Origin of the sequence: Pantoea dispersa (assembly GCF_014155765.1) — a bacterium.
GTDB lineage: Bacteria > Pseudomonadota > Gammaproteobacteria > Enterobacterales > Enterobacteriaceae > Pantoea > Pantoea dispersa.
The window spans coordinates 97217-120384 of sequence record NZ_SCKT01000006.1; the positions used below are offsets into that span (position 1 = coordinate 97217).

Consider the following 23168-nt stretch of genomic DNA (forward strand, 5'->3'; position numbering starts at 1 on the left):
ATAATCCCGCCTCAGTGACCTGATGCTGGCCGGCACGCGCATGCTATATAACCGACCAGCGCTACGGCCGCCCGGTTTTCATTCTCTTCCGCTATAAAACTCCCTGCCGTCAGCACGGTAAAAGGCTGACTCTCGCTGCCTTCTAGCGTTCCGGAGGGATAAAAAAAGCGCATATCGGGCAACAATTCGCCGGTTTAGCGCGTAAAAAACTCTTCGCCAGTCGGATTTTTACCCGGCTGTGGCACTGAAATTCCAGCGTGAGAAGCCACCTTAGCCTTAAGCGTTACCGGCATTGTTAAGAATGATTCCCAACAGCTGCCAGAAAAAAAGATTAAAGATGACGATGGATTTAAGCGCAGTATTTACCATGGATAACCGTTTTTCGGCTTTATAGTTTAAACATCATAACGTTTTTGAACCGGAGTATTCCTGGTGTGGTTTAAGAGTTAGCCGACTAGCGCTGATCGCCAAAGCGATCATAAACGCAGCGGCCAGATCCAGTTTAAAACTGAGCCAATGTGTGAGCGGTTACACCGTGTTGTTCATTAATGCTTAACAGAATTGTCTGTGATCAGGTCTGATTATTAGTAATCGTGAAGTAATAGACTAAGCACCAATCTCACCAAAATGAGATTGGGCTAAGTCTAAATGGCTTGAAACGCGAGGCTTTTGCTGGTGTGAATCAATTTTACCGCAAAAAAGGAAGTGATTCCGTGATGGCATTCATCAGGAAAAAGTGGTTCGAATTGTTATGTAGCGAATGCCGAATTTAATGATCTTCATCTCTTCTGGTAAGAACAAATCTCAGCATTAAGTCATATAACATCGGCCTCAATGGTATTAGCGATTATCGGAACCGGAAGGGTAATGATAAACGCTACGGCTAATATCCAGTAAACGACAGCTGCGACGGGTACCGATGTCGAAAGTGGTTTGCAGGAAGTTGACCGCCTGACGCTTTTCATTCGTAGTGAAGAAGTTTTTCAGCACGCTTTGCAGCATCTCCTTGTCGGAGCTCAGGGTCTGCAGCTCACGCGTAAGGTTCTGCAGTTTATCCTCCAACTCCTTGATTTTTCGACCCTCCTCTGAAGAAAGCCCGGAGAACTTCTTCTTCCAGCTATAGAAGGTGGCCTCGGAAATGCCCAGCTCCTCACAAATCTCCCTGACTTTCACTCCCGTTTCAGAAGCTTTAATGGCATTTGTGATTTGCTCTTCGCTATATCGTGACTTTCTCATAAATGCTCTTACCTTTCTTATCAATTAGTGGATGAGAATTACTGTATTAATATCTGGTACTGCAAAAACGGTATTAATGCAGTATTAAAGTGCGCGATTAGAATTGCGAGGGTTAAATTAAGTTATTTAGAATAAATATCATCATGGGATAAATCTTATTTTATTCTGAATGCCATTGAACGCCTTCCTGGTGCTGGGTTTTTGATATAGATTCATTCCATCCCAAATGCAGAAAAATACGACAATCATTGGAAATTCGGCATAGCCTGCTTGCAAAAAACTCAGGATATGCCTGTGAACTTTTGTCCTGAATTCGGGTTGAAATCGTTTACATCCATCGGGCTTCGCACCAGGTTTAATCGGAATTTTCCTGAATTTAATCGCTAAACTCTGACGCGAGTCTCATTTTTCGGACCAGCCTGGTTTGAAGTTATTAAATTGTGTCAGGCCCACTGAGCGCTTGTTAATTCATTTCAAGGACGTTGTACCGAAAAGCAGTTGCTGTACGTAATACTAAGGACCAGTCAATGAAATTGAGCGTAATGTCTAATGCCGCCTGGATGATGTCTGAGAAGATCGTCTCGGTATTCGGCGTCATATTTGTGACCTCCTACGTGGCAAAATCCTTTGGCCCAACGGTGTTTGGCCAAATGGCATTTTCGACCTCGCTGTTCTCCATGGTGCAAACCGTGGCGATTTTTGGTACCGAAACCATCCTGTTCAAGCGCATCAGTAAAAGTGCGCCGAAAGGCCTGCGGCTGATGACCGTGGCGCGGACCATGCGCCTGGTGCTGCTGTTGCTGACATCAATCCCGGTGTTGATTTGGGTCTGGTACAACATGCAGGAAAACTTCCTTGCGTTTGCACTGGCCTCGTTTATCTCGTCGGTGTTTGTCACCCAGGACACGTTCAGCGTTTATAACAATGCGCGGCTGGCGTCGCGGCTCAATACCATTGCTAACTCGGCCGGCTTGCTGCTGGGCTTTGCCATGAGCTTCACCATCGCCTGGCTGCACCTCAATCCACTGTGGCTCACCGCTTCGATTGTGGCCGTCACGCTGGTGCCGTATGCCATCAAGCGCGTCAATTTTTATCGCGAACATCAGGATCTGGCGCCGCCGCAGGACAAGCGCACCACCTACCTGCGCTACCTGATGTATGCCGGCCTGCCGCTGGCCATCTCCAGCATCTTTATCTCGGTGCAGGTGAAAGCCGCACAGATGTTCCTCGCGGGCATCGCCTCAGCGCGCGACCTTGGCCTGTTCGCCGCCGCGAATACCATTTCGGCTTCCTGGATTTTTATCCCGGTTGCCATCATCACTTCCTGCTTCTCGGAGATTTTCCGCGAGCGTGGAGCAGCCGCGATCAAGCTCACCGCGCGGCTGAACGGCTATGTCATGGGAGTTTCATTGCTGTTATTAGCGATGATCGCCTTGTACGGCGAAAAAATCATCATCGCTTTATATGGTCACGAGTACACACAGTCCGGAAGTCTCATTACGTTACTGTCGTTAGCAACCTGCTTTTCGGCAATGGGGACCGTCGCTTATCGCTACATGGTGAAAGAGGGCGGGTTTAACTATCTGTTGAAGAAGATCATCTGTCTGATGGTCATCAGCCTGCCGCTGTCGTGGTGGCTGATCCAGGGCTACGGCATCATGGGTGCCGCCTGGAGCGTTTTCATCACGGAGTTACTGTCCCTGACCGTAATGAATTACTTCTTCAAAAACGGCGTCATCCAAAAAATTCAGGTTTCCTCACTCAACTACAAAACCTACAAATGAGGTCAGATATGATCAGGTTGAAAGACGAACTCAGAAGAAGCGTACAGTATTTCATCAAAAAGATGCCCTGGGCTTACCAGGATCGCATCTACTACTTTCACAAATTCCGTAAGCTGCCGAACCTGCGTCAGCCGAAGGTGTTCAATGAGAAAGTGCTGTATCGCAAATTCGTCTACGGCGACTACCAGTGCTATGGCCGCCTGTCGGACAAGTTTTCGGTGCGTGAGTACATTGCCGAAAAGGTGGGCAGTGAGTATCTGATTCCGCTGGTTTATGAGACCAGCGATCCGCACTCACTGCATACGCTGCCGAGCTGGAAGAACACGGTTATCAAGCCGAATCACGGCTCCAACATGGTCGAGATCCTGCTGGAAGAACCGGATGCGCTGAAAAAACAGCAGATTATCAGCGACTGCCAGCGCTGGCTGAAGACCGATTTCGCCAACGAGGCGCGCGAGATTCACTATCGCTATATTAAGCCGCGCATTCTGGTGGAGAAGTACATCGGCGATGGCAAAACCGCGCCGATCGATTACAAGTTTCACATGTTCAACAAGCGCGACGGCAATTTTGAATATGTGCTGCAGGTGATCTACAACCGCTGTAATCCGCTGCTGTCGATGAACTTTTACGTCAACAATCTTAACGAGGCGTATCACAAAATCCGTGATACCGGGCTGGATGTGTCACCGCTGCTGCCACAGCTGCAGCACGCGCTGGCGCTGAGTAAAACGCTGGCCAGCGATTTCGATTATGTGCGCGTGGACTGGTATATCGATGGCGAACAGATCTACTTCGGTGAGCTGACGTTCACGCCAGGCGCCGGGCTGGTCACCGGGTTGGATCGGGGGCTTAATCAGATGATGGGTGATATGTGGATTCAGGATCGTCGCGATACGCAGAGATCGGACGTCACGGTGCCGGAAGTGCCACTTCCAGCCGTATTGAAGAAAATTTGAAATCACACAGCAAAATAAAAAACCCCGCTTAGCGGGGTTTTTTATGCGCCGCGTTTACGGCATTGGCCAGTCGGCTGGTGTCTGGCTCATCACCTGAATAAACGCTTCTTTGGTGATGGACATAAAGTTATGCACGTTTTCCATGCTCAGCGTAATGCCGAGCAGACCGGTAACGAACCAGCATGACATCGCTACGCCCACGCCGCCGCACATCAGCGCCATCACGTGGTGGCTGTTCTGACGCAATTTAATTTTCATGGTGCTGGCGAAGAACATCATTACCGCGCTGAGCAGTTCCCAACGCATGACGATCAGACTGGTAGTTAACGTAGCCATCTGCGAAAAACCTCTTGAGATCAGTAATATCCCTGACATTCATCGGACATCACTGGCGGCAGAAAAGGGAGGTCAGGGAAGCCCTTCTGTCGTCTTAATACAGCTTGAATCTGTGACTTGGGTCACATTATATCACTGGATTTGAAAATTTGAACAAAATTTAGACCTGGTATGGCAGGCCAAGAAAGGGCTGGAGGAAGGTGAAGAGGAGGGGAAAGGCGCGCCCGCGCGGGGCGCACTGACTTCAGCGTACCGGGCAGCACTCGCCGGTGGTGCGCTGGGCAAAGCTGTTCATGCCTTCGCTGCAGTCGAAGTTGACCAGACGCGGACGCTGCACCATCGCCTGGCGACGCATGCTGTGACGATAAGCGGTAGGGGTTTGCGAGAACTGACGGCGGAACACGCGCGAAAACGTCTGCTGCGAGTCGTAGCCGTACTGCATCGCAATGTCGAATACCGGACGCTGCGTCTGACGCAAGGCTTCGGCGGCCAGCGTGAGACGGCGTTCACGAATATAACCACCCAGCGTTTGTTTCGTAACCGTACGGAACATACGCTGCAGGTGCCATTTCGAGTAACCCGATTTTGCCGCCACTTCATCAATCGACAATGTTTTATCCAGATTCTGATCGATCCAGTTAGTCAGTGAATGGATGATTTCCTGTTGCATCATAGCCTGTTCCTTCTGCAAGGTTATCGCCTGGTTTGAAATTCGCTGTTTTGCTGGGGTGCGAGTATAATTCCTCAAGTTAACTTGAGGTAAAGGCCCTAAATGAAAAAAGAACGCAATTACCCGAAACCGGTGCTGACGCCGGGCGAAGTGGCGAAACGCAGCGGCGTGGCGGTATCGGCACTGCACTTTTATGAAAGCAAAGGCTTGATCAGCAGCACGCGCAATGGCGGTAATCAGCGCCGCTACAGCCGTGATGTGCTGCGCCGCGTGGCGATCATCAAAATTGCCCAGCGCATCGGGATTCCGCTGGCGACGGTCAGCGACAGCCTGATGCACGTGCCGGCGAATAAGCGCATGTCGACGCAGGAGTGGGACGCGCTGACGCAGCACTGGCGCGAAGAGCTGGATAAACGCATCGAAACCCTGACGCGTCTGCGCAACGATCTTGACGGCTGCATTGGTTGCGGCTGCCTGTCGATGCGCGACTGCCCGCTGCGCAATCCGGGTGACCGTCTGGGACAGCAGGGCTCCGGAGCGGTCCTGCTCGATCCGCAACAGGACGAGCCGCAGCGTTAATCCGCTATACTAGATGCCAACCCTTAGCAGCAAGGAATCGCGCATGATTACCGTTCACCATCTGGAAAACTCCCGTTCTCATCGGGTGCTGTGGCTGCTGGAAGAGCTGGCGGTGCCGTATCAAATCAAACGCTATCAGCGGGAAAATACCCTGCTGGCGCCGGACGAATTAAAGAAAGTGCACCCGCTGGGTAAATCGCCGGTGATTACCGATGGCAATCGGGTGATCGCCGAATCGGGCGCCATCCTCGAATATCTGCAGCTGAAATACGACAGCGAGCATCTGCTAGCGCTGCATGAGGAAGAGGAGCAAATTCAGGCGCGCTACTGGCTGCACTATGCTGAAGGTTCGCTGATGCCGCTGCTGGTGATGAAGCTGGTGTTTGCGCAACTGGGCAAAAAGCCGGTGCCATGGCTGCTGCGCCCGGCCGGCGTGGCGCTGAGTAAAGGCATTCAGAAAGCGTGGCTGAACAAGCAGCTGGCGCTCCACGGGCGCGTGATTGAGCAGCATCTGAGCCAGCAGCGCTTTTTTGCCGGTTCACGCTTCAGCATTGCCGATGTGCAGATGAGTTTTCCGCTGCTGGCATTGCAGATGCGCGGCGCGCTGGGTGAGATGCCCGCCACGGCGCGCTGGCTGGAGAATATGCAGCAGCGCGCCGCGTGGCAGCGCGCGCTGGAGCAGGGCGGCCCGATTCAGTTCAATAACGGCTGAGGCGCAGCGGTAACGCAACGAAACAGGACGCCGCGACGCGCTGTCGCGGCACCGCAGCAAACCATCTGAAATGCCAGCCTTTTTCCTCCATGATTTCCTGCTCCCGCTAGCGTAACGCCAGCCATAATGGCGCCAGAGCTGCGCATTATCCTGCCTGCCAGGTGATTAGCAGTTGAAAACGCCACCCCAAACGCCAGATAATCGTTTGCCTTTTTTCCGCGTCACCCCTTTTTGACCTGGAATACGCGGCCACGTAATCGTTTGCCTGCTTTTCTCTCTGAGACATCTTCACCAGGATGATGCGCAAACGCGAGCCGCGCGGTGACCTATATCTTAAAAAACACAGAGGAATAACTATGTCTGGCGAATCACGCCCGGCCAGGGGAAAACTGGACGCCTGGTTCCACATTTCAGCACGCGGCAGCAGCGTGCGGCAGGAAGTGCTGGCTGGCCTCACCACCTTTTTAGCGATGGTCTATTCGGTCATCGTGGTGCCTGGCATGCTCGGTAAAGCGGGCTTCTCACCGACGGCGGTGTTTGTCGCCACCTGTCTGGTGGCCAGCTTTGGCTCCCTCATCATGGGACTGTGGGCCAACCTGCCGATGGCGATTGGTTGTGCCATCTCCCTGACCGCCTTTACCGCGTTCAGCCTGGTTCTGGGCCAGCACATTAGCGTGCCGGTGGCGCTGGGCGCGGTCTTCCTGATGGGGCTGCTGTTCACGCTGATTTCCGTGACCGGCATTCGCGCGTGGATTCTGCGTAACCTGCCGATGGGCGTGGCGCACGGCACCGGCGTCGGTATCGGCCTGTTTCTGCTGCTGATTGCCGCCGATGGCATTGGTCTGGTGGTAAAAAACCCGGCGGCAGGCCTGCCGGTGGCGCTTGGTCACTTCACCTCTTTCCCGGTGATCATGGCGCTGATCGGGCTGGCGGCGATTTTTGGTCTGGAAAAACGGCGGGTACCGGGCGGCATTCTGCTGACCATCATTGCGATTTCGCTGCTTGGGCTGATTTTCGACCCGGCGGTAAAGTGGCAGGGGCTGTTTGCCATGCCGAGCCTGCGTGATGCCAGCGGCCAGTCGGCAATGTTTAGCCTGGATATCATGGGCGCGCTGCAGCCGGTGGTGTTACCGAGCGTGCTGGCGCTGGTGATGACCGCGGTGTTTGACGCCACCGGCACCATTCGTGCGGTGGCCGGGCAGGCGAACCTGCTGGATAAAGAGGGCCAGATTATCAATGGCGGTCGCGCGCTGACCACCGACTCTATCAGCAGCCTGTTTGCCGGACTGGTGGGTGCCTCGCCCGCCGCAGTGTATATCGAGTCCGCTGCGGGTACTGCCGCCGGCGGTAAAACCGGCCTGACGGCGATTGTCGTGGGTCTGTTGTTCCTGCTGATTCTGTTTATGTCGCCGCTGGCTTATCTGGTTCCGGCCTATGCCACCGCACCCGCGCTGATGTATGTCGGCCTGCTGATGCTGAGCAACGTGGCCAAAATCGACTTCAATGATTTCGTCGATGCGATGTCTGGCCTGCTGACGGCGGTATTCATCGTACTGACCTGCAACATCGTCACCGGCATCATGCTCGGCTTTGCCGCGCTGGTAATTGGCCGCCTATTTGCCGGCGAGTGGCGCAAGCTCAACGCTGGCACGGTGGTGATTGCTGTGGCGCTGGTGGCGTTCTACGCGGGCGGCTGGGCTATCTGACCGCAATCCGGGCGTCAGTCCGGATTATTCTCTTTATCGCACACGCCGCACATCGGGTAGCCCCGCCGGGCGGCGTTTTGTTTTACACTTTCCGACGCAACATCGCTTCGATTAATATGATTCGCCTAAGGAAAGCATGGAAATCTTCTTTACTATTCTCATCATGACGCTGGTGGTTTCGCTGTCCGGCGTTGCGGCACGTATCCTGCCGTTTCAGATCCCGCTCCCGCTGGTACAGATCGCGGCCGGCGCGCTGCTGGCCTGGCCAACCTTTGGTCTGCACGTCGATTTTGACCCCGAACTGTTCCTCGTGCTGTTTATTCCGCCGCTGCTGTTTGCCGATGGCTGGAAAACGCCGATCAACGAGTTTCTGCATCACGGCCGTGAAATTATCGGCCTGGCGCTGGTGCTGGTGCTGATTACCGTGGTCGGTATCGGCTACCTGATTTACTGGCTGGTGCCGGGCATTCCGCTGATTCCGGCGTTCGCGCTGGCGGCGGTGCTGTCACCGACCGATGCGGTGGCGCTCTCCGGCATCGTCGGCGAAGGGCGCATCCCGAAAAAGATCATGTCGATTGTCCAGGGCGAGGCGCTGATGAATGACGCGTCGGGCCTGGTGTCACTCAAGTTTGCCGTCGCGGTGGCGATGGGCACCATGGTGTTCACCTGGGGCGGCGCCAGTGTCGAATTCCTTAAAGTGGCGATTGGCGGCCTGGTGGCCGGTGTCGCCGTTTGCTGGCTGTACGGTCGTTCGCTGCGCCTGCTCAGCCGCTGGAGCGGTGACGACCCGGCAACGCAAACCGTACTGCTGCTGCTGCTGCCGTTCGCCTCTTACCTGATTGCTGAACACCTCGGCGTCTCCGGCATTCTGGCGGCGGTAGCGGCCGGTATGACCATCACCCGTTCCGGCATCATCCGTCAGGCACCGCTGGCAATGCGCCTGCGCGCCAACAGCGTATGGCAGATGCTGGAGTTTGTGTTCAACGGCATGGTGTTCCTGATGCTGGGCCTGCAGCTGCCGGACATTCTCTCCACCTCGATTGCTCAGGCGAACGCCGATCCTAACGTCGAGCTGTGGATGCTGTTCGCTGACGTCGGGCTGGTCTATGCGGCGCTGATGATCGTGCGCTTCGGCTGGCTGTGGATCATGAAGCGCACCAGCCTGCGCCTGCTGAAGAAGAAGCCGCTGGAGTTTTCCAGCTACTCGCTGCGTGAACTGCTGATCGCCTCTTTTGCCGGCGTGCGCGGTGCTATCACGCTGGCCGGTGTGCTGTCGATTCCGCTGTTCCTCAGCAATGGCGAACCTTTTCCGGCGCGCTACGAACTGGTGTTTATCGCTACCGGCGTGATTCTGTTCTCGCTGTTTGTCGGCGTGATTCTGCTGCCGATTCTGCTGCGCGGCATGGAGAGCCACGACAAAGTGGGGCACCGTCGCGAAATCCAGAGCGCGCGTGCTGCGATGGCCGGCGTGGCGATCGAAAGCCTGCACAAAATGGAGCAGCGGCTGGAAAACGACGCTGAAGAGAACATCGATCCTGAGCTGCTGAAAGAGGTCAGCCTGCGGGTGATTGGTAATCTGCGTCGTCGCGTCGATGGCAAAGATGATATGGAGCAGGCGCTGTTTGCGGAAAATCTGGAGCGCCGTTTCCGTCTGACCGCGCTGCGCGCCGAGCGTGCCGAGGTTTATCATCTGCGCGCCACCCAGCAGATCTCCAACGAGACTATGCAGCGCCTGCTGCGCGATCTCGACCTGCTGGAAGCGTTGCTGATAGAGAAAGAGGAATAGCCGCCGCGTTTTGCTGCTCTCCGATCCCGCGGCCGCCTGACAGACAGGGCGGCCGCTTTGCTACAGCGATAGCCGTGGCGCGTTATCCGGCCAGTGTTCGCGGCAGCAGGCAATCCACGCCTGCGCGCTGCGCGACAGATAACTGCCTTCGCGCCAGATTAGCCCCAGACGCCACTGCAGCTCCGACTCCAGCGGCAGCCACAGCAAGGCCTGTTTATCCAGCCGCTGGCAGATCGGCTCCGGCAGGATCGCCAGCCCCATATCCGCCTGCACCATCGCGGCAAGAAAATCCCACTGCGCGCTACGCAGCGCGATATCCGGCATCACTCCCTGGCGCTGAAACGCTTTCATCAGCTGGCGGTTAAGCGAAAACTCTTCGTTGAGGATCAGCAGGGGATGCTGAGCCAGCTCGGCCAGCGTCAGGCTGGTGCGGTTGAGCCAGCGCGCGCTGCGCGGCAGCAGCACGCACAGCGGATGGCGCATCAGTTCAAGCGTGTTCAGCGGCAGCTCCGCATCAATCGGCAGGGCGGTCAGCGCAATATCCAGCCCGCCGCTCAGTACCGCCTGCTGCACCGTCAGGCCACCAAATTCGGAGATTTTCAGCTGTACGCCGGGATAGCGGCGGCGGAACGCGGAGATCGATCCGGCAATCTGCATGCCGACCATCGGCGGAATGCCCAGCCGCAGCTCACCGGTTTTCAGCTGGTTGATGTCACTGATTTGCGCCTCCAGCTGATGAAACTCCTGCAAAATCGCCAGGCCGCGCTGATATACCGCCTGGCCGCTGTCGGTGAGATGCAGCTTGCGTCCCTCGCGCAGCAGCAGCGTACAGCCCAGCTCTTCTTCCAGCTGGCGCAGCATTTTGCTGATGGTGGGTTGCGTCACGAACAGCTTCTCCGCCGCGCGGGTAAAGCTCTGCTGACGCACCACTTCGGTGAAGTAACGCAGGGCACGCACGTCCATAAACATTCCTTTTTGGCATAGTTTGAATAATTTTAATTCATTTCTTTCACACTCTGGCGCGGATTTATACTGCAACCCTGAATTTTTGAGGGGAAGAGAGAAATGGCGTCCGCGCTTCGTCCGCGCACCACGGATATCCTGCAACGCGTCACGGTGCCGCTGCAGCTGGTGCTGTATATCGCCCTGTTCGTTGCCAGTGGTCAGCTGGTGAGCTGGCTGCATCTGCCGTTACCGGCCAACGTCGTGGGTATGGTGTTGCTGTTACTGTTGATCGTCAGCGGTATCGTGCCGCTGCGCTGGGTTAAAGCCGGAGCCAACTGGCTGCTGGCCGAAATGCTGCTGTTTTTTATTCCGGCGGTGATGGCGGTGGTGAATTACAGCGACCTGCTGCGCAGTGAAGGCTGGCGCATCTGTGTGGTGATCGCCGTCAGTACGCTGATGGTGCTGGCGGCCACCTCGCTGGTGGTCGATCGCTTATACCGCTTCGAACTGGCGCGCGCGGCGCGTAAGCAGGGCAATCGTGACTGACTTTATCATTAGCCTGTTGTGTCTGGCGCTGACGCTGCTGGTTTACTACCTCAATAAACGCCTGTACCGGCGCAGGCCCACACTGCTGCTGATGCCGCTGGTGTTAACGCCGCTGGTGCTGGTGGCGCTGCTGCTGCTGACGCACGTCAGCTGGCAGGATTACATCGCTGAAAGCCACTGGCTGCTGTGGCTGCTGGGTCCGGCGACGCTGGCTTTTGCGGTGCCGGTTTACGAAAACCTGCACATTATCCGCCGCCACTGGCTGTCACTGAGCGTGGGCGTGATCACCGCCACGCTGGTGGCCGTGTGCAGTTCGGTATGGCTGGCGCGGCTGCTGACGCTACCGGAGAGCATCCAGCGCAGCCTGGCGGTGCGCTCCATCACCACGCCTTTTGCGCTGGCAGCGGCCCAGCCGATTGGCGGCCAGCCCGATTTGGTCGCGCTGTTCGTGGTGATTACCGGCGTGTTTGGCATGGCGGTGGGCGACGTGCTGTTTTTACGCATCGCGATTAAGCAGGGCGTGGCGAAAGGCGCCGGCTTTGGCGCCGCCTCGCACGGTGCCGGCACGGCACGCGCTTATCAGCTCGGCCAGCAGGAGGGCGTGGTCTCCAGCCTGGTAATGATGCTCTCCGGCGTGCTCACGGTGCTGCTGGCCCCGCTGCTGGGACAGCTGTTGTGGCATGCCTGACGGGCAAATCTGCGCCCGCATCGCTCTGGGTGTTGGCGGATGCGGTCAGTTTCTGCCCGCTGTAACCCATTTTTACGTAAAGCTTTCCAAATAAAGTTGTGTCACGTCGCCGCGCTGTTTACCCTTTGCGCCGAATTATGTGTCCTTCATGGAGTGGATTGTTATGTTTAAGCAACTTGTTACGGGAAGCGTTTTAGGTCTGGCACTGCTGAGCGGCGGCGCGCAGGCGATTGAGGGCAGTGTTGACGTGGGTGAGCACAGCACCAACCTGAACCTTGGCCTCGGCACCGCTTCACCGGGTCTGTTTCTGAAAGGCAACTGGCTGCGCAGCGATCACGACGGCAGCACTTACGGCCTTGGTATGGGTTATAACCTGGATGTGGGTGATTTCCGCGTGGCACCGACGGCGAAAGCGCTGTTCACCCATCCGGAAGATGGCCGTGATGGCTTCACCGTGGCGCTGGGTGCCGGTGCGCAGTATAACTTCAACAGCATGTGGGGCCTGTACGGCGAATATTACTATGCGCCGGAAGCGTTCTCCGATCGTCTGGACAGCTATAAAGAAGCCTCAGGCGGCCTGAGCTTTACGCCGATTTCGCTGCTGAACCTGCGCGTTGGCTATCAGTACATTGAGCTGAACAACAAAGGCGACCGTAAAGATAACGTGCTGGTCGACGGCCCGTACGTCGGTGCGTCGCTGCGTTTCTGATGACTGTACCAGGTGCGCATGAATGCGCACCCTACGAAATTCCGTAGGGTCGCCATTTATGGCGACCTGGTCAATCACTGCACTACGTTCATGGCGACCTGGTCAATTACCGCACCGTGTTAATGGCGACCTGGTCAATCACCGCACTGCTTCAATCTTAATGCGCTTTCCCCTGCGAAATCCCGACGCCCGTCTGTGAACGGATAAACTGCCCGCGGAATTTCGCCCGCTCCAGCGCTCCCTGCTGGGAATGATCGGTAATGGAAAACAGCCAGGTGCCGACAAACGCGACCAGCATCGAGAACAGCGCCGGATACTCATACGGATAGACTGGCGTTGCGTGTCCCAGTACCTGCACCCAAATGGTCGGGCCGAGAATCATCAGCACCACCGCCGTCAGCAGGCCCAGCCAGCCTCCCACCATGGCGCCGCGCGTGGTCAGCTTTGACCAGTACATCGACAGCAAAATAATCGGGAAGTTACAGCTGGCGGCAATCGAGAACGCCAGGCCGACCATGAAGGCAATGTTCTGTTTCTCAAACAGAATCCCCAGCGCAATCGCCACCACGCCCAGCACCAGCACGGTAATTTTCGACACCCGTAACTCTTCACGCTCGGTGGCCTGACCTTTACGGATCACGCTGGCATACAGGTCATGCGACACCGCCGAAGCACCGGCCAGCGTCAGTCCGGCCACTACTGCCAGAATGGTGGCGAAGGCCACCGCCGAAATAAAGCCGAGGAACAGGCTGCCGCCGACCGCATTGGAGAGATGCACTGCCGCCATATTGGTGCCGCCAATCAGCGCGCCGCTGGCGTCTTTGAAGGCCGGATTAGCGCCGACCAGCAGAATCGCGCCGAAGCCGATAATAAAGGTCAGGAAGTAGAAGTAGCCCATAAAGCCGGTGGCCCAGAACACGCTTTTGCGTGCTTCCCGCGCATCGGCGACGGTGAAGAAACGCATCAGAATATGCGGCAGGCCGGCGGTGCCAAACATCAGGCCCAGACCGAGCGACAGCGCGGAGATCGGGTCTTTCACCAGACCGCCCGGCTGCATGATCGCGCTTCCTTTCGGGTGCACCGCCATCGCCTCGGTAAAGAGCGTATTAAAGCTGAAACCGGTGGCTTTCATCACCATGATGGCCATAAAGCTGGCACCAAACAGCAGCAGCACCGCTTTGATAATCTGCACCCAGGTGGTGGCCAGCATGCCGCCAAACAGCACGTACAGCACCATCAGAATGCCGACCAGCACCACGGCGATGTGGTAGTCGAGACCGAACAGCAGCTGGATCAGCTTACCGGCACCCACCATCTGCGCGATCAGATACAGCGCCACCACCACCAGCGAACCGCAGGCGGATAGGGTGCGGATGGGCTTTTGCTGCAGGCGATAGGACGCCACATCGGCAAAGGTATAGCGGCCCAGGTTGCGCAGGCGTTCGGCAATCAGGAACAGAATCATGGGCCAGCCGACGAGGAAGCCGAGCGAGTAGATCAGCCCGTCGTAGCCGGAGGTGTAGACCAGCGCGGAGATACCGAGAAACGAGGCGGCCGACATAAAGTCACCGGCCATCGCCAGGCCATTCTGGAAACCGGTGATGTTGCCGCCGGCAGTGTAGTAATCGCTGCGCGAGCGGGTGCGTTTGGACGCCCAGTAAGTAATGCCGAGCGTGGCCGCCACGAAGACCACGAACATGATGATCGCTTCGTAGTTGGTGGCCTGTTTTTGCACCGCGCCGGTAATGGCATCGGCGGCAAATACGCTGGCTGGTACGATAGCCAGCGAGGCGGAGAGCAGGCGCTTCATGATTTCACCTCGCTGACAATCTGTTTGGTCAGACGATCAAACTCGCCGTTGGCGCGCCAGACATAAACGCCGGTCAGCAGAAACGACACCACAATCAGGCCGACGCCGATGGGGATGCCGCGCGTCACATTGGTGCCGGCGTGCAAGGGCGTGCCGAGCCAGCCGGGCGCGAAAGCAATCAGCAGAATAAAGCCGACGTACAGTACCAGCATGATGAGGCTGAGCAGTAGCGCAAACGACTGACGTTTGTGCACCAGCTCCTGAAAACGCGGATTGCTTTCGATTTGTTGCCAGACGGCTTCCTGTTGGTTCAGGGCTTCGTTCATCACATTTTCTCCAGAGGCAAGGCAGACAGAAAACTCACGGCAACGTGATTTAACTGGCTGAATATTCTAGTTATAAAGGTTGTGCGATGGTGAAAAGCATACGGCGTAAGGATGGAAGAGCGGAGAGCTGCCTGCCGGGGACAGGCTGATACTCTCCGCCGGGTCAATGCCGGTTATGGCATGGTGATCGACTGTTTCTCCTCGAGCAATTTCTCCACCACGCCCGGATCGGCCAGCGTTGAAGTATCGCCAAAGTTGCTGGTATCGCCGGCGGCGATCTTGCGCAGAATACGGCGCATGATTTTGCCGGAGCGGGTTTTTGGCAGCGAATCGGTCCAGTGCAACACGTCTGGCGTGGCAATCGGGCCGATCTCTTTACGCACCCAGTTGCGCACCTCACTGTACAGCTCTGGCGACGGCTCTTCGCCGTGATTCAGCGTGATATAAGCATAGATCGCCTGGCCTTTGATGCTGTGCGGAATCCCCACCACCGCGGCTTCGGCAATTTTCGGATGCGAGACCAGCGCGGACTCGATCTCCGCCGTGCCAAGCCGGTGGCCGGAGACGTTCAGCACGTCATCGACGCGGCCGGTGATCCAGTAATAGCCATCTTCGTCACGGCGCGCGCCGTCGCCACTGAAATAGCGATTTTTAAACGTCGAGAAGTAGGTTTGCTCGAAGCGATCGTGATCGCCAAACAGCGTGCGTGCCTGGCCGGGCCATGAGTCGACGATCACCAGGTTACCCTCGGTGGCGCCGTCCAGCGTATTACCTTCGTTATCCACCAGCGCCGGCTGGACGCCAAAGAACGGTTTGGTGGCCGAGCCGGCCTTCAGCTCGCTGGCACCGGGCAGCGGCGTAATCATGAAGCCGCCGGTTTCGGTCTGCCACCAGGTATCGACGATCGGGCAACGGCTGTCGCCAATCTTTTTGTAATACCACTCCCAGGCTTCCGGGTTGATGGGCTCGCCGACCGATCCCATGATGCGCAGGCTGCTGCGCTGGGTGCCGGCAATCGCTTTATCACCCTCGGCCATCAGCGCGCGGATAGCGGTTGGCGCGGTGTACAGCAGCGTGACCTTATGTTTATCCACCACTTCCGCCATGCGGCTGGGCTGTGGCCAGTTGGGTACGCCTTCGAACATCAGCGTGGTGGCCCCGCAGGCCAGCGGGCCGTAGATCAGATAGCTGTGCCCGGTAATCCAGCCCACGTCGGCGGTGCACCAGTACACATCATCTTCATGATAATCAAAAACATATTTGAAGGTGGTGGCAGCATACACCAGATAACCGCCGGTGGTGTGCAGCACGCCTTTCGGCTTGCCGGTGGAGCCGGAGGTATAAAGGATAAACAGCGGATGTTCGGCCTCGACCGCCACCGGCTGATGCTGATCGCTGGCTTTCGCCATCAGTTCATGCCACCACAGATCGCGGCCTTCGTGCCAGCCGGTCTCTTTGCCGGTGCGCTGGAACACCACCACGTTTTTCACGCTGGTGACGTTTGGATTGTTCAGCGCATCATCCACGTTTTTCTTCAGCGGAATGCTGCGTCCGGCACGCACGCCTTCGTCAGCGGTAATCACCAGTTTTGCACTGGAATCCACTACGCGTCCGGCCACCGCTTCAGGTGAGAAACCGCCAAAAATGACCGAGTGCACGGCGCCGATGCGCGCGCAGGCCAGCATGGCGACCGCGGCTTCCGGCACCATCGGCATGTAAATCGCCACCACATCGCCTTTCTTCACGCCAAGGCCGGTCAGCACGTTGGCAAAGCGGCAGACGTCGGCGTGCAGTTCACGGAAGGTCAGGGTTTTGCTTTCGCTGGCGTCATCGCCTTCCCAGATAATCGCCGGGTGATCGCCGCGCGTAGCCAGGTGGCGATCGAGACAGTTGGCGGCAAGGTTCAGCGCGCCATCTTCATACCAGCGAATCGAAATATTGCCGGGGGCAAACGAGGTATTTTTCACTTTGCTGTAGGGCGTCATCCAGTCGAGGATTTTGCCCTGTTCGCCCCAAAAGGCCTCAGGATCGTCAACCGACTGTTGATACAGCGCCGCATACTGATCGGCATTTATCAGGGCATTCGCTGCAATGGCAGCGGGTACGGGATGCTTGTGTATTTGGCTCATGGCTGACCTCCTTGAAGATGTTAATCATATGTCAATCAAAGGTTAATTGAAGAGTGAGGCCGGGCTTTGTTTCTGTTTTGCAGTCTGGATCACGACCTTGTGTAAGGCTGAAAAGTCACCCAATTCAATCTGTTTACCGGCGCAGGAAATGAGGCAAAACCACTGGCTGGATCAATAAAATTATGAACCAGCCGGTTAAATAAGCAGCAAACAGACCGGCACGTTTTTTCAGCAATCCTGAATAGCTATGCGGAAAATTATCGAATTAACACTTTTCATAACAGCGAGTTATGACAGGCGCATGTCAGTAGCATTTTATGCTGCCTGGCTGTGCAGGATTTAAGCTATCGCCCCAGGGGTTGCATTTACCGTAGTGAAAATGGTACTTATCTCGGCCCTGTTCAGCAGGTATCAACTCAGGCTGCATCATCGCGCGGGCGCATAATGCCGGCGCAGCGGTAACCGATGCAGTCCATTATAACCCTCTATTTTATCGGGCTTTTGCTCACTTCCCTGTGTGTAATGTCTTCTGCACCTTCGCAGCAGAGCAAAGGGGTTTTAACTGAGGAAATAACGCGTTATGAAAGGTTTTAAACTCACCCTCGCGTGGCAGATTCTGATTGCCCTGATTCTCGGCGTTATCGTCGGAACCGTGCTGCATAATCAGCCAGACGATCGTGAATGGTTAATCACTAACATTCTCACTCCTGCCGGCGACATCTTTATTCATCTGATCAAGATGATTGTGGTGCCGATTGTTATTTCCTCACTGATTGTCGGCATCGCCGGCGTGGGTGATGCGAAAAAGCTCGGGCGGATTGGTGTGAAAACCATCATTTATTTTGAAGTGATTACCACCATTGCCATTGTGGTCGGCATAACGCTGGCCAACGTATTCCAACCCGGCAGCGGCATTGATATGTCAACGCTGGCAACGGTGGACATCTCTAAATACGAAGCCACAACGGAAGCGGTGCAGGGAGCGCCACATGGCCTGGTGACCACCATTCTGTCGCTGATCCCGCAGAATATTTTTGCCTCGCTGGTCAAAGGCGACATGCTGCCGATTATCTTCTTCTCGGTACTGTTTGGCATGGGACTGTCTGCGCTGCCATCGGAGCATCGCGATCCGCTGGTGACCGTATTCCGTTCCATTTCCGAAACCATGTTTAAAGTGACGCACATGATCATGCGCTATGCGCCGGTCGGGGTGTTTGCGCTGATTGCCGTCACCATTGCTAACTTCGGTTTTGCCTCGCTCTACCCGCTGGCCAAGCTGGTGCTGCTGGTGTACGTGGCGATTCTGTTCTTTGCGTTCGTGGTGCTGGGTGCGGTGGCGCGCTTCTGCAAGCTGCGTATTACGACCCTGATGCGCATTCTGAAAGATGAGCTGATTCTGGCGTATTCCACCTCCAGCTCAGAGACCGTGCTGCCGCGCATCATGCAGAAGATGGAAGCCTACGGCGCGCCGAAGGCGATCACCAGTTTCGTGGTGCCAACCGGCTATTCGTTCAATCTGGATGGTTCAACGCTGTATCAGAGCATTGCGGCGATCTTTATCGCCCAGCTGTACGGCATTGACCTGTCGCTGACCGATGAAATCATTCTGGTGCTGACCCTGATGGTGACGTCGAAAGGCATCGCAGGTGTGCCGGGCGTCTCGTTTGTGGTGCTGCTGGCCACGCTGGGCAGCGTTGGTATTCCGCTGGAAGGTCTGGCGTTTATCGCCGGCGTCGACCGTATCATGGACATGGCGCGCACCGCGCTCAACGTCATCGGTAACGCGCTGGCGGTGCTGGTTATTGCCCGCTGGGAAAACCAGTTTGATACCAAACAGGCCGCCGCCTACGAGCTGCAGCTGCGCACGCAAAATGCCAGCTAAGCGACACGCTCTCTGACTGAACCCGCCTTCTGGCGGGTTTTTTTATATTTTGCAGACAAGTCCTGTCGTGGTGAGCGGCTGAAGAAAGTTTAAATTTATACCCACCATAACCACTAAAATTGAATCGGTGGTTATGGTGGGTATATAATATTCACGATGACATCAGGAGGTTGTGTTGAGCAGCAGGGAGCTGATTAGGATGTTGCTTGAACGAGGGTGGATTCTGGATCGTGTTAAAGGAAGCCATCATGTGTTTGTCCGTGCAGATAAGCCATATCACATCTCGCTTCCTCATCCTGAAAAAGACCTGGCAACCGGAACATTACGTAAGCTATTGAAAATGATGGACTGATATACGGGGGCTTTGCCCCCGATTTGGAACAATTAGCAATGTCAGGTGCAGCAGGCATTGCAATGCTTTTCATGTCCGCAGTAGATAATCAAGAAGGCAATTTACATAAGGACTCACCATGAGATTCCCCGTTTATTTGCACAAAACAGAAAACGGCAGCTGGTCAGGTTTCGTACCCGACGTGCAGGGATGTTTTTTTGCGGGCAACACCGTTGACGAGGCGTTGAGCGATGCATTTGGTGCAATCGATGCGCATGTGGAATCGTTAGCGGACGCAGGCAAGGCCATTCCAAAAGCAGCCAGCGTTGAAACCCATATTAATGATGAAGAGTGCCAGGGAGGTTACTGGGCTTTCGTTGAGATTGATCTCAGTCGTTACGAAGGTAAAGCGGTGAAGCTGAACATCACCCTGCCGCAAAACTTACTGACCAAAATCGATAGCCACGTAGAAGCACACCGCGAATACGGCTCCCGTAGCGGCTTTCTCGCCGCGCTGGCACGCAGAGAACTGGCAAACATCTAGTGCTTCTTCTTAATCCAACCCGCCTTCTGGCGGGTTTTTTTATGTCCGCTGCCGCAAAAGGTAAAAAAATTGACCTGAGCAGGAGGAATTAACAATTCTATATGATATATAGTTTCAAGAATAAATTATTCCTTAAGGGAGCGAACATGAACATTGATCTGAGCCAGATGATCACCGAGGGCCGCAACCCGGCGAGCCAGAACATTGACGAGCTGAACACGGAAGCGATGCTGCGCGTCATTAACGATGAAGACAAAAAAGTGGCGCTGGCGGTGGAAGCTATCGTGCCGCAGATTGCTGAGGTGGTGGATGCCATCACGGCGGCATTCAGCCAGGGCGGACGTCTGATTTACTGCGGTGCCGGGACCTCCGGCCGGCTCGGTATTCTCGATGCCAGCGAATGCCCGCCCACGTTCGGCACGCCGCGCAGTCAGGTGGTCGGGCTGATCGCCGGCGGCCATACCGCGATTTTACAGGCGGTGGAAAACGCCGAGGACAACCGCGAGCAGGGCGCGCAGGATTTAAAAGATATCGACTTTTCGGCGCGCGATGTGCTGGTCGGCATTGCTGCCAGCGGCCGCACACCTTATGTGCTCGGTGCGCTGGCCTGGGCGAAGCAGCAGGGCGCCTTCACCGCCGCGCTGACCTGTAATCCCAACGGCGCCATGTCGCAGGCGGCGGACGTCGCCCTGACGCCGGTGGTAGGCCCGGAAGTGGTCACCGGCTCGTCACGCATGAAAGCCGGCACCGCGCAGAAGCTGGTGCTCAATATGCTGACCACCGGCGCCATGATCCGCAGCGGCAAAGTGTACGGCAACCTGATGGTCGACGTAGAAGCCACCAATCAGAAACTGGTGCAGCGGCAAATCAACATCGTTAAGCAGGCCACCGAATGTGACGATGCCCGCGCGCAGCAGGCGCTGGCAGCGTGCGGCGGCCACTGTAAAACCGCCATTGTGATGATACTGGCAGACCTGAGCGCCGATGACGCGCAGGCGCTGCTGACGCAGAACCACGGCTTTATCCGCCAGGCTTTACACCACGCAGGGGCGCAATGATGGCGGCGATTACTGAAAGCTTATTACGCGATATCCTGCAGGCGGTCGGCGGCGCAGGCAACGTCGTGCACTGCGGTAACTGCATGACGCGTCTGCGTCTGACGCTGGCCGATGCCGCGCGGGTCGACAGCGCCCGGCTGAAAACGCTGCCCGGCGTGCTGGGTGTGATTGACAGCGATGCCCAGTTGCAGATTGTGCTCGGTCCTGGCAAAGCGCAAACCGCAGCGGAAAAAATGCAGGCGATGCTGAACAGCGCTACGCCAGAGGCGCCGGGCGATCTGCACAGCATCGCCAGCGCGCAGAAGCAGCAGATGAAAGCGAAGCAAACCAGCGCACTGCACCGTTTTCTCTCCTGCTTTGCCACCATTTTTACCCCGCTGATCCCGGGCTTTATCGGTGCCGGATTACTGCTGGGGTTTGCCACGCTGATTGAGCAGGTGTGCCATCTTAATCAGCCCGGGGAACACGCCCGCTGGCTGCTGGACACCGTGGCTTATATGAAGGTGTTCGGCAAAGGGTTGTTCACCTTCCTCAGCATCTTAATCGGCTATAACGCGCAGAAAGCGTTTGGCGGCACCGGCGTGAACGGTGCGATCATCGCCTCGCTGTTTGTGCTGGGTTATGTCCCGAACGCGACCGTCGGCTATTACAGCGGCATGCAGGATTTCTTTGGCCTGACCATCGATCCGCGCGGCAATATTATTGGCGTGCTGCTGGCGGCGATATTTGGTGCCTGGCTGGAGAAACAGCTGCGCAAAATTATCCCGGATAATCTCGATATGATCCTCACCTCGCTGCTGACGCTAGTAATTACCGGCGCGGTGACGTTCCTGGTGATCATGCCGATTGGCGGCGAGCTGTTTAAAGGCATGTCGTGGCTGTTTATCCACCTGAACAATAACCCGTTCGGCTGTGCCATTCTGGCCGGCTTATTCCTGATCGCGGTGATGTTCGGCATTCATCAGGGCTTTATTCCGGTCTATTTTGCGCTGATGGAAACCCAGGGTTTCAATTCGCTGTTCCCGATACTCGCCATGGCCGGTGCCGGTCAGGTCGGTGCTTCGCTGGCGCTGTGGTGCAAAGCCGACAAGCACTCGCTGCTGCGCAGCCAGATTAAAGGCGCTATCGTGCCAGGTCTGCTGGGCGTCGGTGAGCCGCTTATCTATGGCGTGACGCTGCCGCGTCTTAAACCGTTTATCACCGCCTGCTTCGGCGGTGCGCTGGGCGGCTTCTTTATCGGGCTGGTGGCGTGGCTCGGTCTGCCGGTGGGCATGAACACGGTGTTTGGCCCGTCAGGACTGGTGACGCTGCCGCTGATGACCTCTTCGCAGGGCATCTTTGCCGGTATGGCGGTCTATCTGGTGGGGCTGATCGTGGCGTGGATCGGCGGCTTCGTCTTTACCTGGTGGGGCGGCACCAAAAACGTCGATTTAAGCTAGAAAAGCCTGCGCGAGCAGACCGTGAAGAGGTCTGATGTCATTAAATGGATGATTTTGCTACAATTGTGGGCTGGCTCACAATTGCAGTATTTCGTTAGCGCTGCTTATTATTGAGCGTGAGAATTATCACCCGTCCAGACTTTACTGGAGTGGCTGAAGATAAATCACGTGATATTAATGCGTTATCACTATAAGCCTTATTTAAACCAGGGTTATAGCCTTTCATTTCCTGCGAAATTCTTATTTCATCCTGATAAATATCTCCGGGCTCGCTTTTGATCTGTGCAGCCATAAAGTCTATATAAGCAACAGCTTTCTCCTGATTTTCACGCATCAGCGGCACCCTCTGTGCCCATAATTAACCACTTGATTCGTTTTGTGAAAATAGAGTTCGCCCATCTGCCCCTTTGTTCTTTTTTTCGCTGTGCTTTCACAGCGTCGCTGATTGCTTGTTACTGGAGGTTGTATGAGATTCACCCGGAATCCCATTGCGTTAGGGATCGTCGCTGCGCAGGCGGTGTTTTATTTCCCCGGCGTAGGGGAAGCGGCAACACTGGGCGCGTATAATCCGCGCGATAACGACCAGCAGAGCGGCGCGCTGATTGTTAACGGCGGCAGCGCAACCTTAACCGGTAATCAGGCGTTTGAGCCGGGGATTGACGGGGCGGTCAACACCACGCTCGGCCAGGTGACCATCGCGGCGGGCGCACAATATCTCAATCAGGCACGTCTCGATCCCGGTCCGCAAAACCTCGCCATCACCGTGCCGGATCCCACTACCGGCGGCAACACCACCTTTCAGGTGTTTGATTCCGCCAGCCTGGTGGCGCAGGCACCGGTTACCGCCAGCACGGTGGTGCCGGATCTGCAAAACGTGAATGACAATCAGTATATCGACGCGCGTATCGCCGACGTCAGCGGCAGCGGCAGTTCGCTGGATGTCAGCATTGGTCAGGCTAACGCCAACAGCAGCGCCAGCACCAACGCCTAGAC

The 23168-nt window shown here is 56.1% G+C and carries 23 protein-coding genes; 15 read left to right on the forward strand and 8 right to left on the reverse strand.

The genetic code is table 11. The annotated features are described in order from the left end of the window. Positions 1-840 precede the first annotated feature (840 nt). Positions 841-1236, reverse strand: a complete 396-nt coding sequence (locus H7K56_RS16885) for a transposase (RefSeq protein WP_031279757.1) — start codon at positions 1234-1236, stop codon at positions 841-843. 527 nt (positions 1237-1763) lie between these two features. Here H7K56_RS16885 and H7K56_RS16890 point away from each other — a divergent pair. Further along, complete coding sequence (locus H7K56_RS16890; protein WP_150360491.1) at positions 1764-3020, forward strand: oligosaccharide flippase family protein; 1257 nt, start codon at positions 1764-1766, stop codon at positions 3018-3020. A gap of 8 nt (positions 3021-3028) precedes the next feature. Beyond that, positions 3029-3979 carry an ATP-grasp fold amidoligase family protein gene (locus H7K56_RS16895; RefSeq protein WP_031279756.1) on the forward strand — a complete coding sequence of 317 codons (951 nt, stop codon included), beginning with the start codon at positions 3029-3031 and terminating at the stop codon, positions 3977-3979. A 54-nt stretch (positions 3980-4033) separates the two neighbouring features. Here the strand turns inward: H7K56_RS16895 and H7K56_RS16900 are convergent, their stop codons facing one another. Then, positions 4034-4315: a YjcB family protein gene (locus tag H7K56_RS16900; protein WP_010618515.1), complete on the reverse strand. Its 282-nt coding sequence runs from the start codon at positions 4313-4315 to the stop codon at positions 4034-4036. A 244-nt stretch (positions 4316-4559) separates the two neighbouring features. Further along, positions 4560-4988: a superoxide response transcriptional regulator SoxS gene (soxS, locus tag H7K56_RS16905; protein ID WP_058757551.1), complete on the reverse strand. Its 429-nt coding sequence runs from the start codon at positions 4986-4988 to the stop codon at positions 4560-4562. A gap of 99 nt (positions 4989-5087) precedes the next feature. Here soxS and soxR point away from each other — a divergent pair, with 99 nt between their 5' ends. From soxR to H7K56_RS16925, 4 genes are all read left to right on the forward strand, one after another. Beyond that, positions 5088-5564: a redox-sensitive transcriptional activator SoxR gene (gene soxR / locus H7K56_RS16910; protein ID WP_021507832.1), complete on the forward strand. Its 477-nt coding sequence runs from the start codon at positions 5088-5090 to the stop codon at positions 5562-5564. 43 nt (positions 5565-5607) lie between these two features. Further along, the gene (locus tag H7K56_RS16915) at positions 5608-6276 is read left to right on the forward strand and encodes a glutathione S-transferase family protein (RefSeq protein ID WP_021507831.1); all 669 of its coding nucleotides are present in this window, start codon (positions 5608-5610) and stop codon (positions 6274-6276) included. Between the two features lie 356 nt (positions 6277-6632). Then, a complete protein-coding gene (locus tag H7K56_RS16920) occupies positions 6633-7982 on the forward strand; it encodes an NCS2 family permease (RefSeq protein ID WP_058757550.1) in 1350 nt (449 codons plus the stop codon). A gap of 136 nt (positions 7983-8118) precedes the next feature. After that, complete coding sequence (locus H7K56_RS16925; RefSeq protein ID WP_021507828.1) at positions 8119-9768, forward strand: Na+/H+ antiporter; 1650 nt, start codon at positions 8119-8121, stop codon at positions 9766-9768. A gap of 60 nt (positions 9769-9828) precedes the next feature. On the opposite strand, the gene H7K56_RS16930 is transcribed toward H7K56_RS16925, so the two are convergent. Further along, the gene (locus tag H7K56_RS16930; RefSeq protein ID WP_021507827.1) at positions 9829-10731 is read right to left on the reverse strand and encodes a LysR family transcriptional regulator; all 903 of its coding nucleotides are present in this window, start codon (positions 10729-10731) and stop codon (positions 9829-9831) included. 102 nt (positions 10732-10833) lie between these two features. On the opposite strand from H7K56_RS16930, the gene H7K56_RS16935 reads away from it, so the two are divergent. From H7K56_RS16935 to H7K56_RS16945, 3 genes are all read left to right on the forward strand, one after another. After that, the gene (locus H7K56_RS16935; RefSeq protein WP_150360490.1) at positions 10834-11259 is read left to right on the forward strand and encodes a CidA/LrgA family protein; all 426 of its coding nucleotides are present in this window, start codon (positions 10834-10836) and stop codon (positions 11257-11259) included. After that, positions 11252-11947, forward strand: coding sequence for an LrgB family protein (locus tag H7K56_RS16940; RefSeq protein WP_021507825.1), 696 nt, complete (start codon positions 11252-11254; stop codon positions 11945-11947). The genes H7K56_RS16935 and H7K56_RS16940 overlap by 8 nt, the downstream gene beginning before the upstream one ends. 163 nt (positions 11948-12110) lie before the next feature. After that, entirely contained in the window at positions 12111-12656 is a 546-nt protein-coding gene (locus H7K56_RS16945) for a YfaZ family outer membrane protein (RefSeq protein ID WP_031279754.1), read from the forward strand. A gap of 157 nt (positions 12657-12813) precedes the next feature. Here H7K56_RS16945 and H7K56_RS16950 read toward each other — a convergent pair whose 3' ends face one another. The 3 genes from H7K56_RS16950 to acs form a co-directional block, all read right to left on the reverse strand. Next, complete coding sequence (locus H7K56_RS16950; RefSeq protein WP_021507822.1) at positions 12814-14466, reverse strand: cation acetate symporter; 1653 nt, start codon at positions 14464-14466, stop codon at positions 12814-12816. After that, on the reverse strand, positions 14463-14792 hold the full coding sequence (locus tag H7K56_RS16955; RefSeq protein WP_021313201.1) for a DUF485 domain-containing protein: 330 nt from the start codon (positions 14790-14792) through the stop codon (positions 14463-14465). Before H7K56_RS16955 ends, H7K56_RS16950 begins: the two co-directional genes overlap by 4 nt. A gap of 173 nt (positions 14793-14965) precedes the next feature. Continuing rightward, complete coding sequence (acs, locus tag H7K56_RS16960; protein ID WP_150360489.1) at positions 14966-16921, reverse strand: acetate--CoA ligase; 1956 nt, start codon at positions 16919-16921, stop codon at positions 14966-14968. A gap of 580 nt (positions 16922-17501) precedes the next feature. Here acs and gltP point away from each other — a divergent pair. The 5 genes from gltP (at position 17502) to murP (ending at position 22175) form a co-directional block, all read left to right on the forward strand. Further along, positions 17502-18803, forward strand: a complete 1302-nt coding sequence (gene gltP / locus H7K56_RS16965; protein WP_021507820.1) for a glutamate/aspartate:proton symporter GltP — start codon at positions 17502-17504, stop codon at positions 18801-18803. Positions 18804-18975: 172 nt separating this feature from the next. Then, positions 18976-19155, forward strand: coding sequence for a type II toxin-antitoxin system HicA family toxin (locus tag H7K56_RS16970; RefSeq protein WP_306460749.1), 180 nt, complete (start codon positions 18976-18978; stop codon positions 19153-19155). A 118-nt stretch (positions 19156-19273) separates the two neighbouring features. Further along, entirely contained in the window at positions 19274-19678 is a 405-nt protein-coding gene (locus tag H7K56_RS16975; protein WP_058757543.1) for a type II toxin-antitoxin system HicB family antitoxin, read from the forward strand. A gap of 146 nt (positions 19679-19824) precedes the next feature. Next, positions 19825-20736 carry an N-acetylmuramic acid 6-phosphate etherase gene (gene murQ / locus H7K56_RS16980; RefSeq protein WP_150360488.1) on the forward strand — a complete coding sequence of 304 codons (912 nt, stop codon included), beginning with the start codon at positions 19825-19827 and terminating at the stop codon, positions 20734-20736. Then, positions 20736-22175, forward strand: a complete 1440-nt coding sequence (murP, locus tag H7K56_RS16985; RefSeq protein WP_150059277.1) for a PTS N-acetylmuramic acid transporter subunit IIBC — start codon at positions 20736-20738, stop codon at positions 22173-22175. Before murQ ends, murP begins: the two co-directional genes overlap by 1 nt. A gap of 94 nt (positions 22176-22269) precedes the next feature. On the opposite strand, the gene H7K56_RS16990 is transcribed toward murP, so the two are convergent. Then, a complete protein-coding gene (locus tag H7K56_RS16990) occupies positions 22270-22509 on the reverse strand; it encodes a hypothetical protein (protein WP_136546466.1) in 240 nt (79 codons plus the stop codon). 132 nt (positions 22510-22641) lie between these two features. On the opposite strand from H7K56_RS16990, the gene H7K56_RS23420 reads away from it, so the two are divergent. Then, positions 22642-23166 carry a hypothetical protein gene (locus H7K56_RS23420; RefSeq protein ID WP_249042712.1) on the forward strand — a complete coding sequence of 175 codons (525 nt, stop codon included), beginning with the start codon at positions 22642-22644 and terminating at the stop codon, positions 23164-23166. Positions 23167-23168: the final 2 nt, after the last annotated feature.

Coding starts and splice junctions, on each gene's coding strand:
- H7K56_RS16885 (WP_031279757.1), bottom strand. CDS start 1,236: ATGAGAAAGTCACGATATAGCGAAGAGCAAATCACAAATGCCATTAAA.
- H7K56_RS16890 (WP_150360491.1), top strand. CDS start 1,764: ATGAAATTGAGCGTAATGTCTAATGCCGCCTGGATGATGTCTGAGAAG.
- H7K56_RS16895 (WP_031279756.1), top strand. CDS start 3,029: ATGATCAGGTTGAAAGACGAACTCAGAAGAAGCGTACAGTATTTCATC.
- H7K56_RS16900 (WP_010618515.1), bottom strand. CDS start 4,315: ATGGCTACGTTAACTACCAGTCTGATCGTCATGCGTTGGGAACTGCTC.
- soxS (WP_058757551.1), bottom strand. CDS start 4,988: ATGATGCAACAGGAAATCATCCATTCACTGACTAACTGGATCGATCAG.
- soxR (WP_021507832.1), top strand. CDS start 5,088: ATGAAAAAAGAACGCAATTACCCGAAACCGGTGCTGACGCCGGGCGAA.
- H7K56_RS16915 (WP_021507831.1), top strand. CDS start 5,608: ATGATTACCGTTCACCATCTGGAAAACTCCCGTTCTCATCGGGTGCTG.
- H7K56_RS16920 (WP_058757550.1), top strand. CDS start 6,633: ATGTCTGGCGAATCACGCCCGGCCAGGGGAAAACTGGACGCCTGGTTC.
- H7K56_RS16925 (WP_021507828.1), top strand. CDS start 8,119: ATGGAAATCTTCTTTACTATTCTCATCATGACGCTGGTGGTTTCGCTG.
- H7K56_RS16930 (WP_021507827.1), bottom strand. CDS start 10,731: ATGGACGTGCGTGCCCTGCGTTACTTCACCGAAGTGGTGCGTCAGCAG.
- H7K56_RS16935 (WP_150360490.1), top strand. CDS start 10,834: ATGGCGTCCGCGCTTCGTCCGCGCACCACGGATATCCTGCAACGCGTC.
- H7K56_RS16945 (WP_031279754.1), top strand. CDS start 12,111: ATGTTTAAGCAACTTGTTACGGGAAGCGTTTTAGGTCTGGCACTGCTG.
- H7K56_RS16950 (WP_021507822.1), bottom strand. CDS start 14,466: ATGAAGCGCCTGCTCTCCGCCTCGCTGGCTATCGTACCAGCCAGCGTA.
- H7K56_RS16955 (WP_021313201.1), bottom strand. CDS start 14,792: ATGAACGAAGCCCTGAACCAACAGGAAGCCGTCTGGCAACAAATCGAA.
- acs (WP_150360489.1), bottom strand. CDS start 16,921: ATGAGCCAAATACACAAGCATCCCGTACCCGCTGCCATTGCAGCGAAT.
- gltP (WP_021507820.1), top strand. CDS start 17,502: ATGAAAGGTTTTAAACTCACCCTCGCGTGGCAGATTCTGATTGCCCTG.
- H7K56_RS16975 (WP_058757543.1), top strand. CDS start 19,274: ATGAGATTCCCCGTTTATTTGCACAAAACAGAAAACGGCAGCTGGTCA.
- murQ (WP_150360488.1), top strand. CDS start 19,825: ATGAACATTGATCTGAGCCAGATGATCACCGAGGGCCGCAACCCGGCG.
- murP (WP_150059277.1), top strand. CDS start 20,736: ATGGCGGCGATTACTGAAAGCTTATTACGCGATATCCTGCAGGCGGTC.
- H7K56_RS16990 (WP_136546466.1), bottom strand. CDS start 22,509: ATGCGTGAAAATCAGGAGAAAGCTGTTGCTTATATAGACTTTATGGCT.
- H7K56_RS23420 (WP_249042712.1), top strand. CDS start 22,642: ATGAGATTCACCCGGAATCCCATTGCGTTAGGGATCGTCGCTGCGCAG.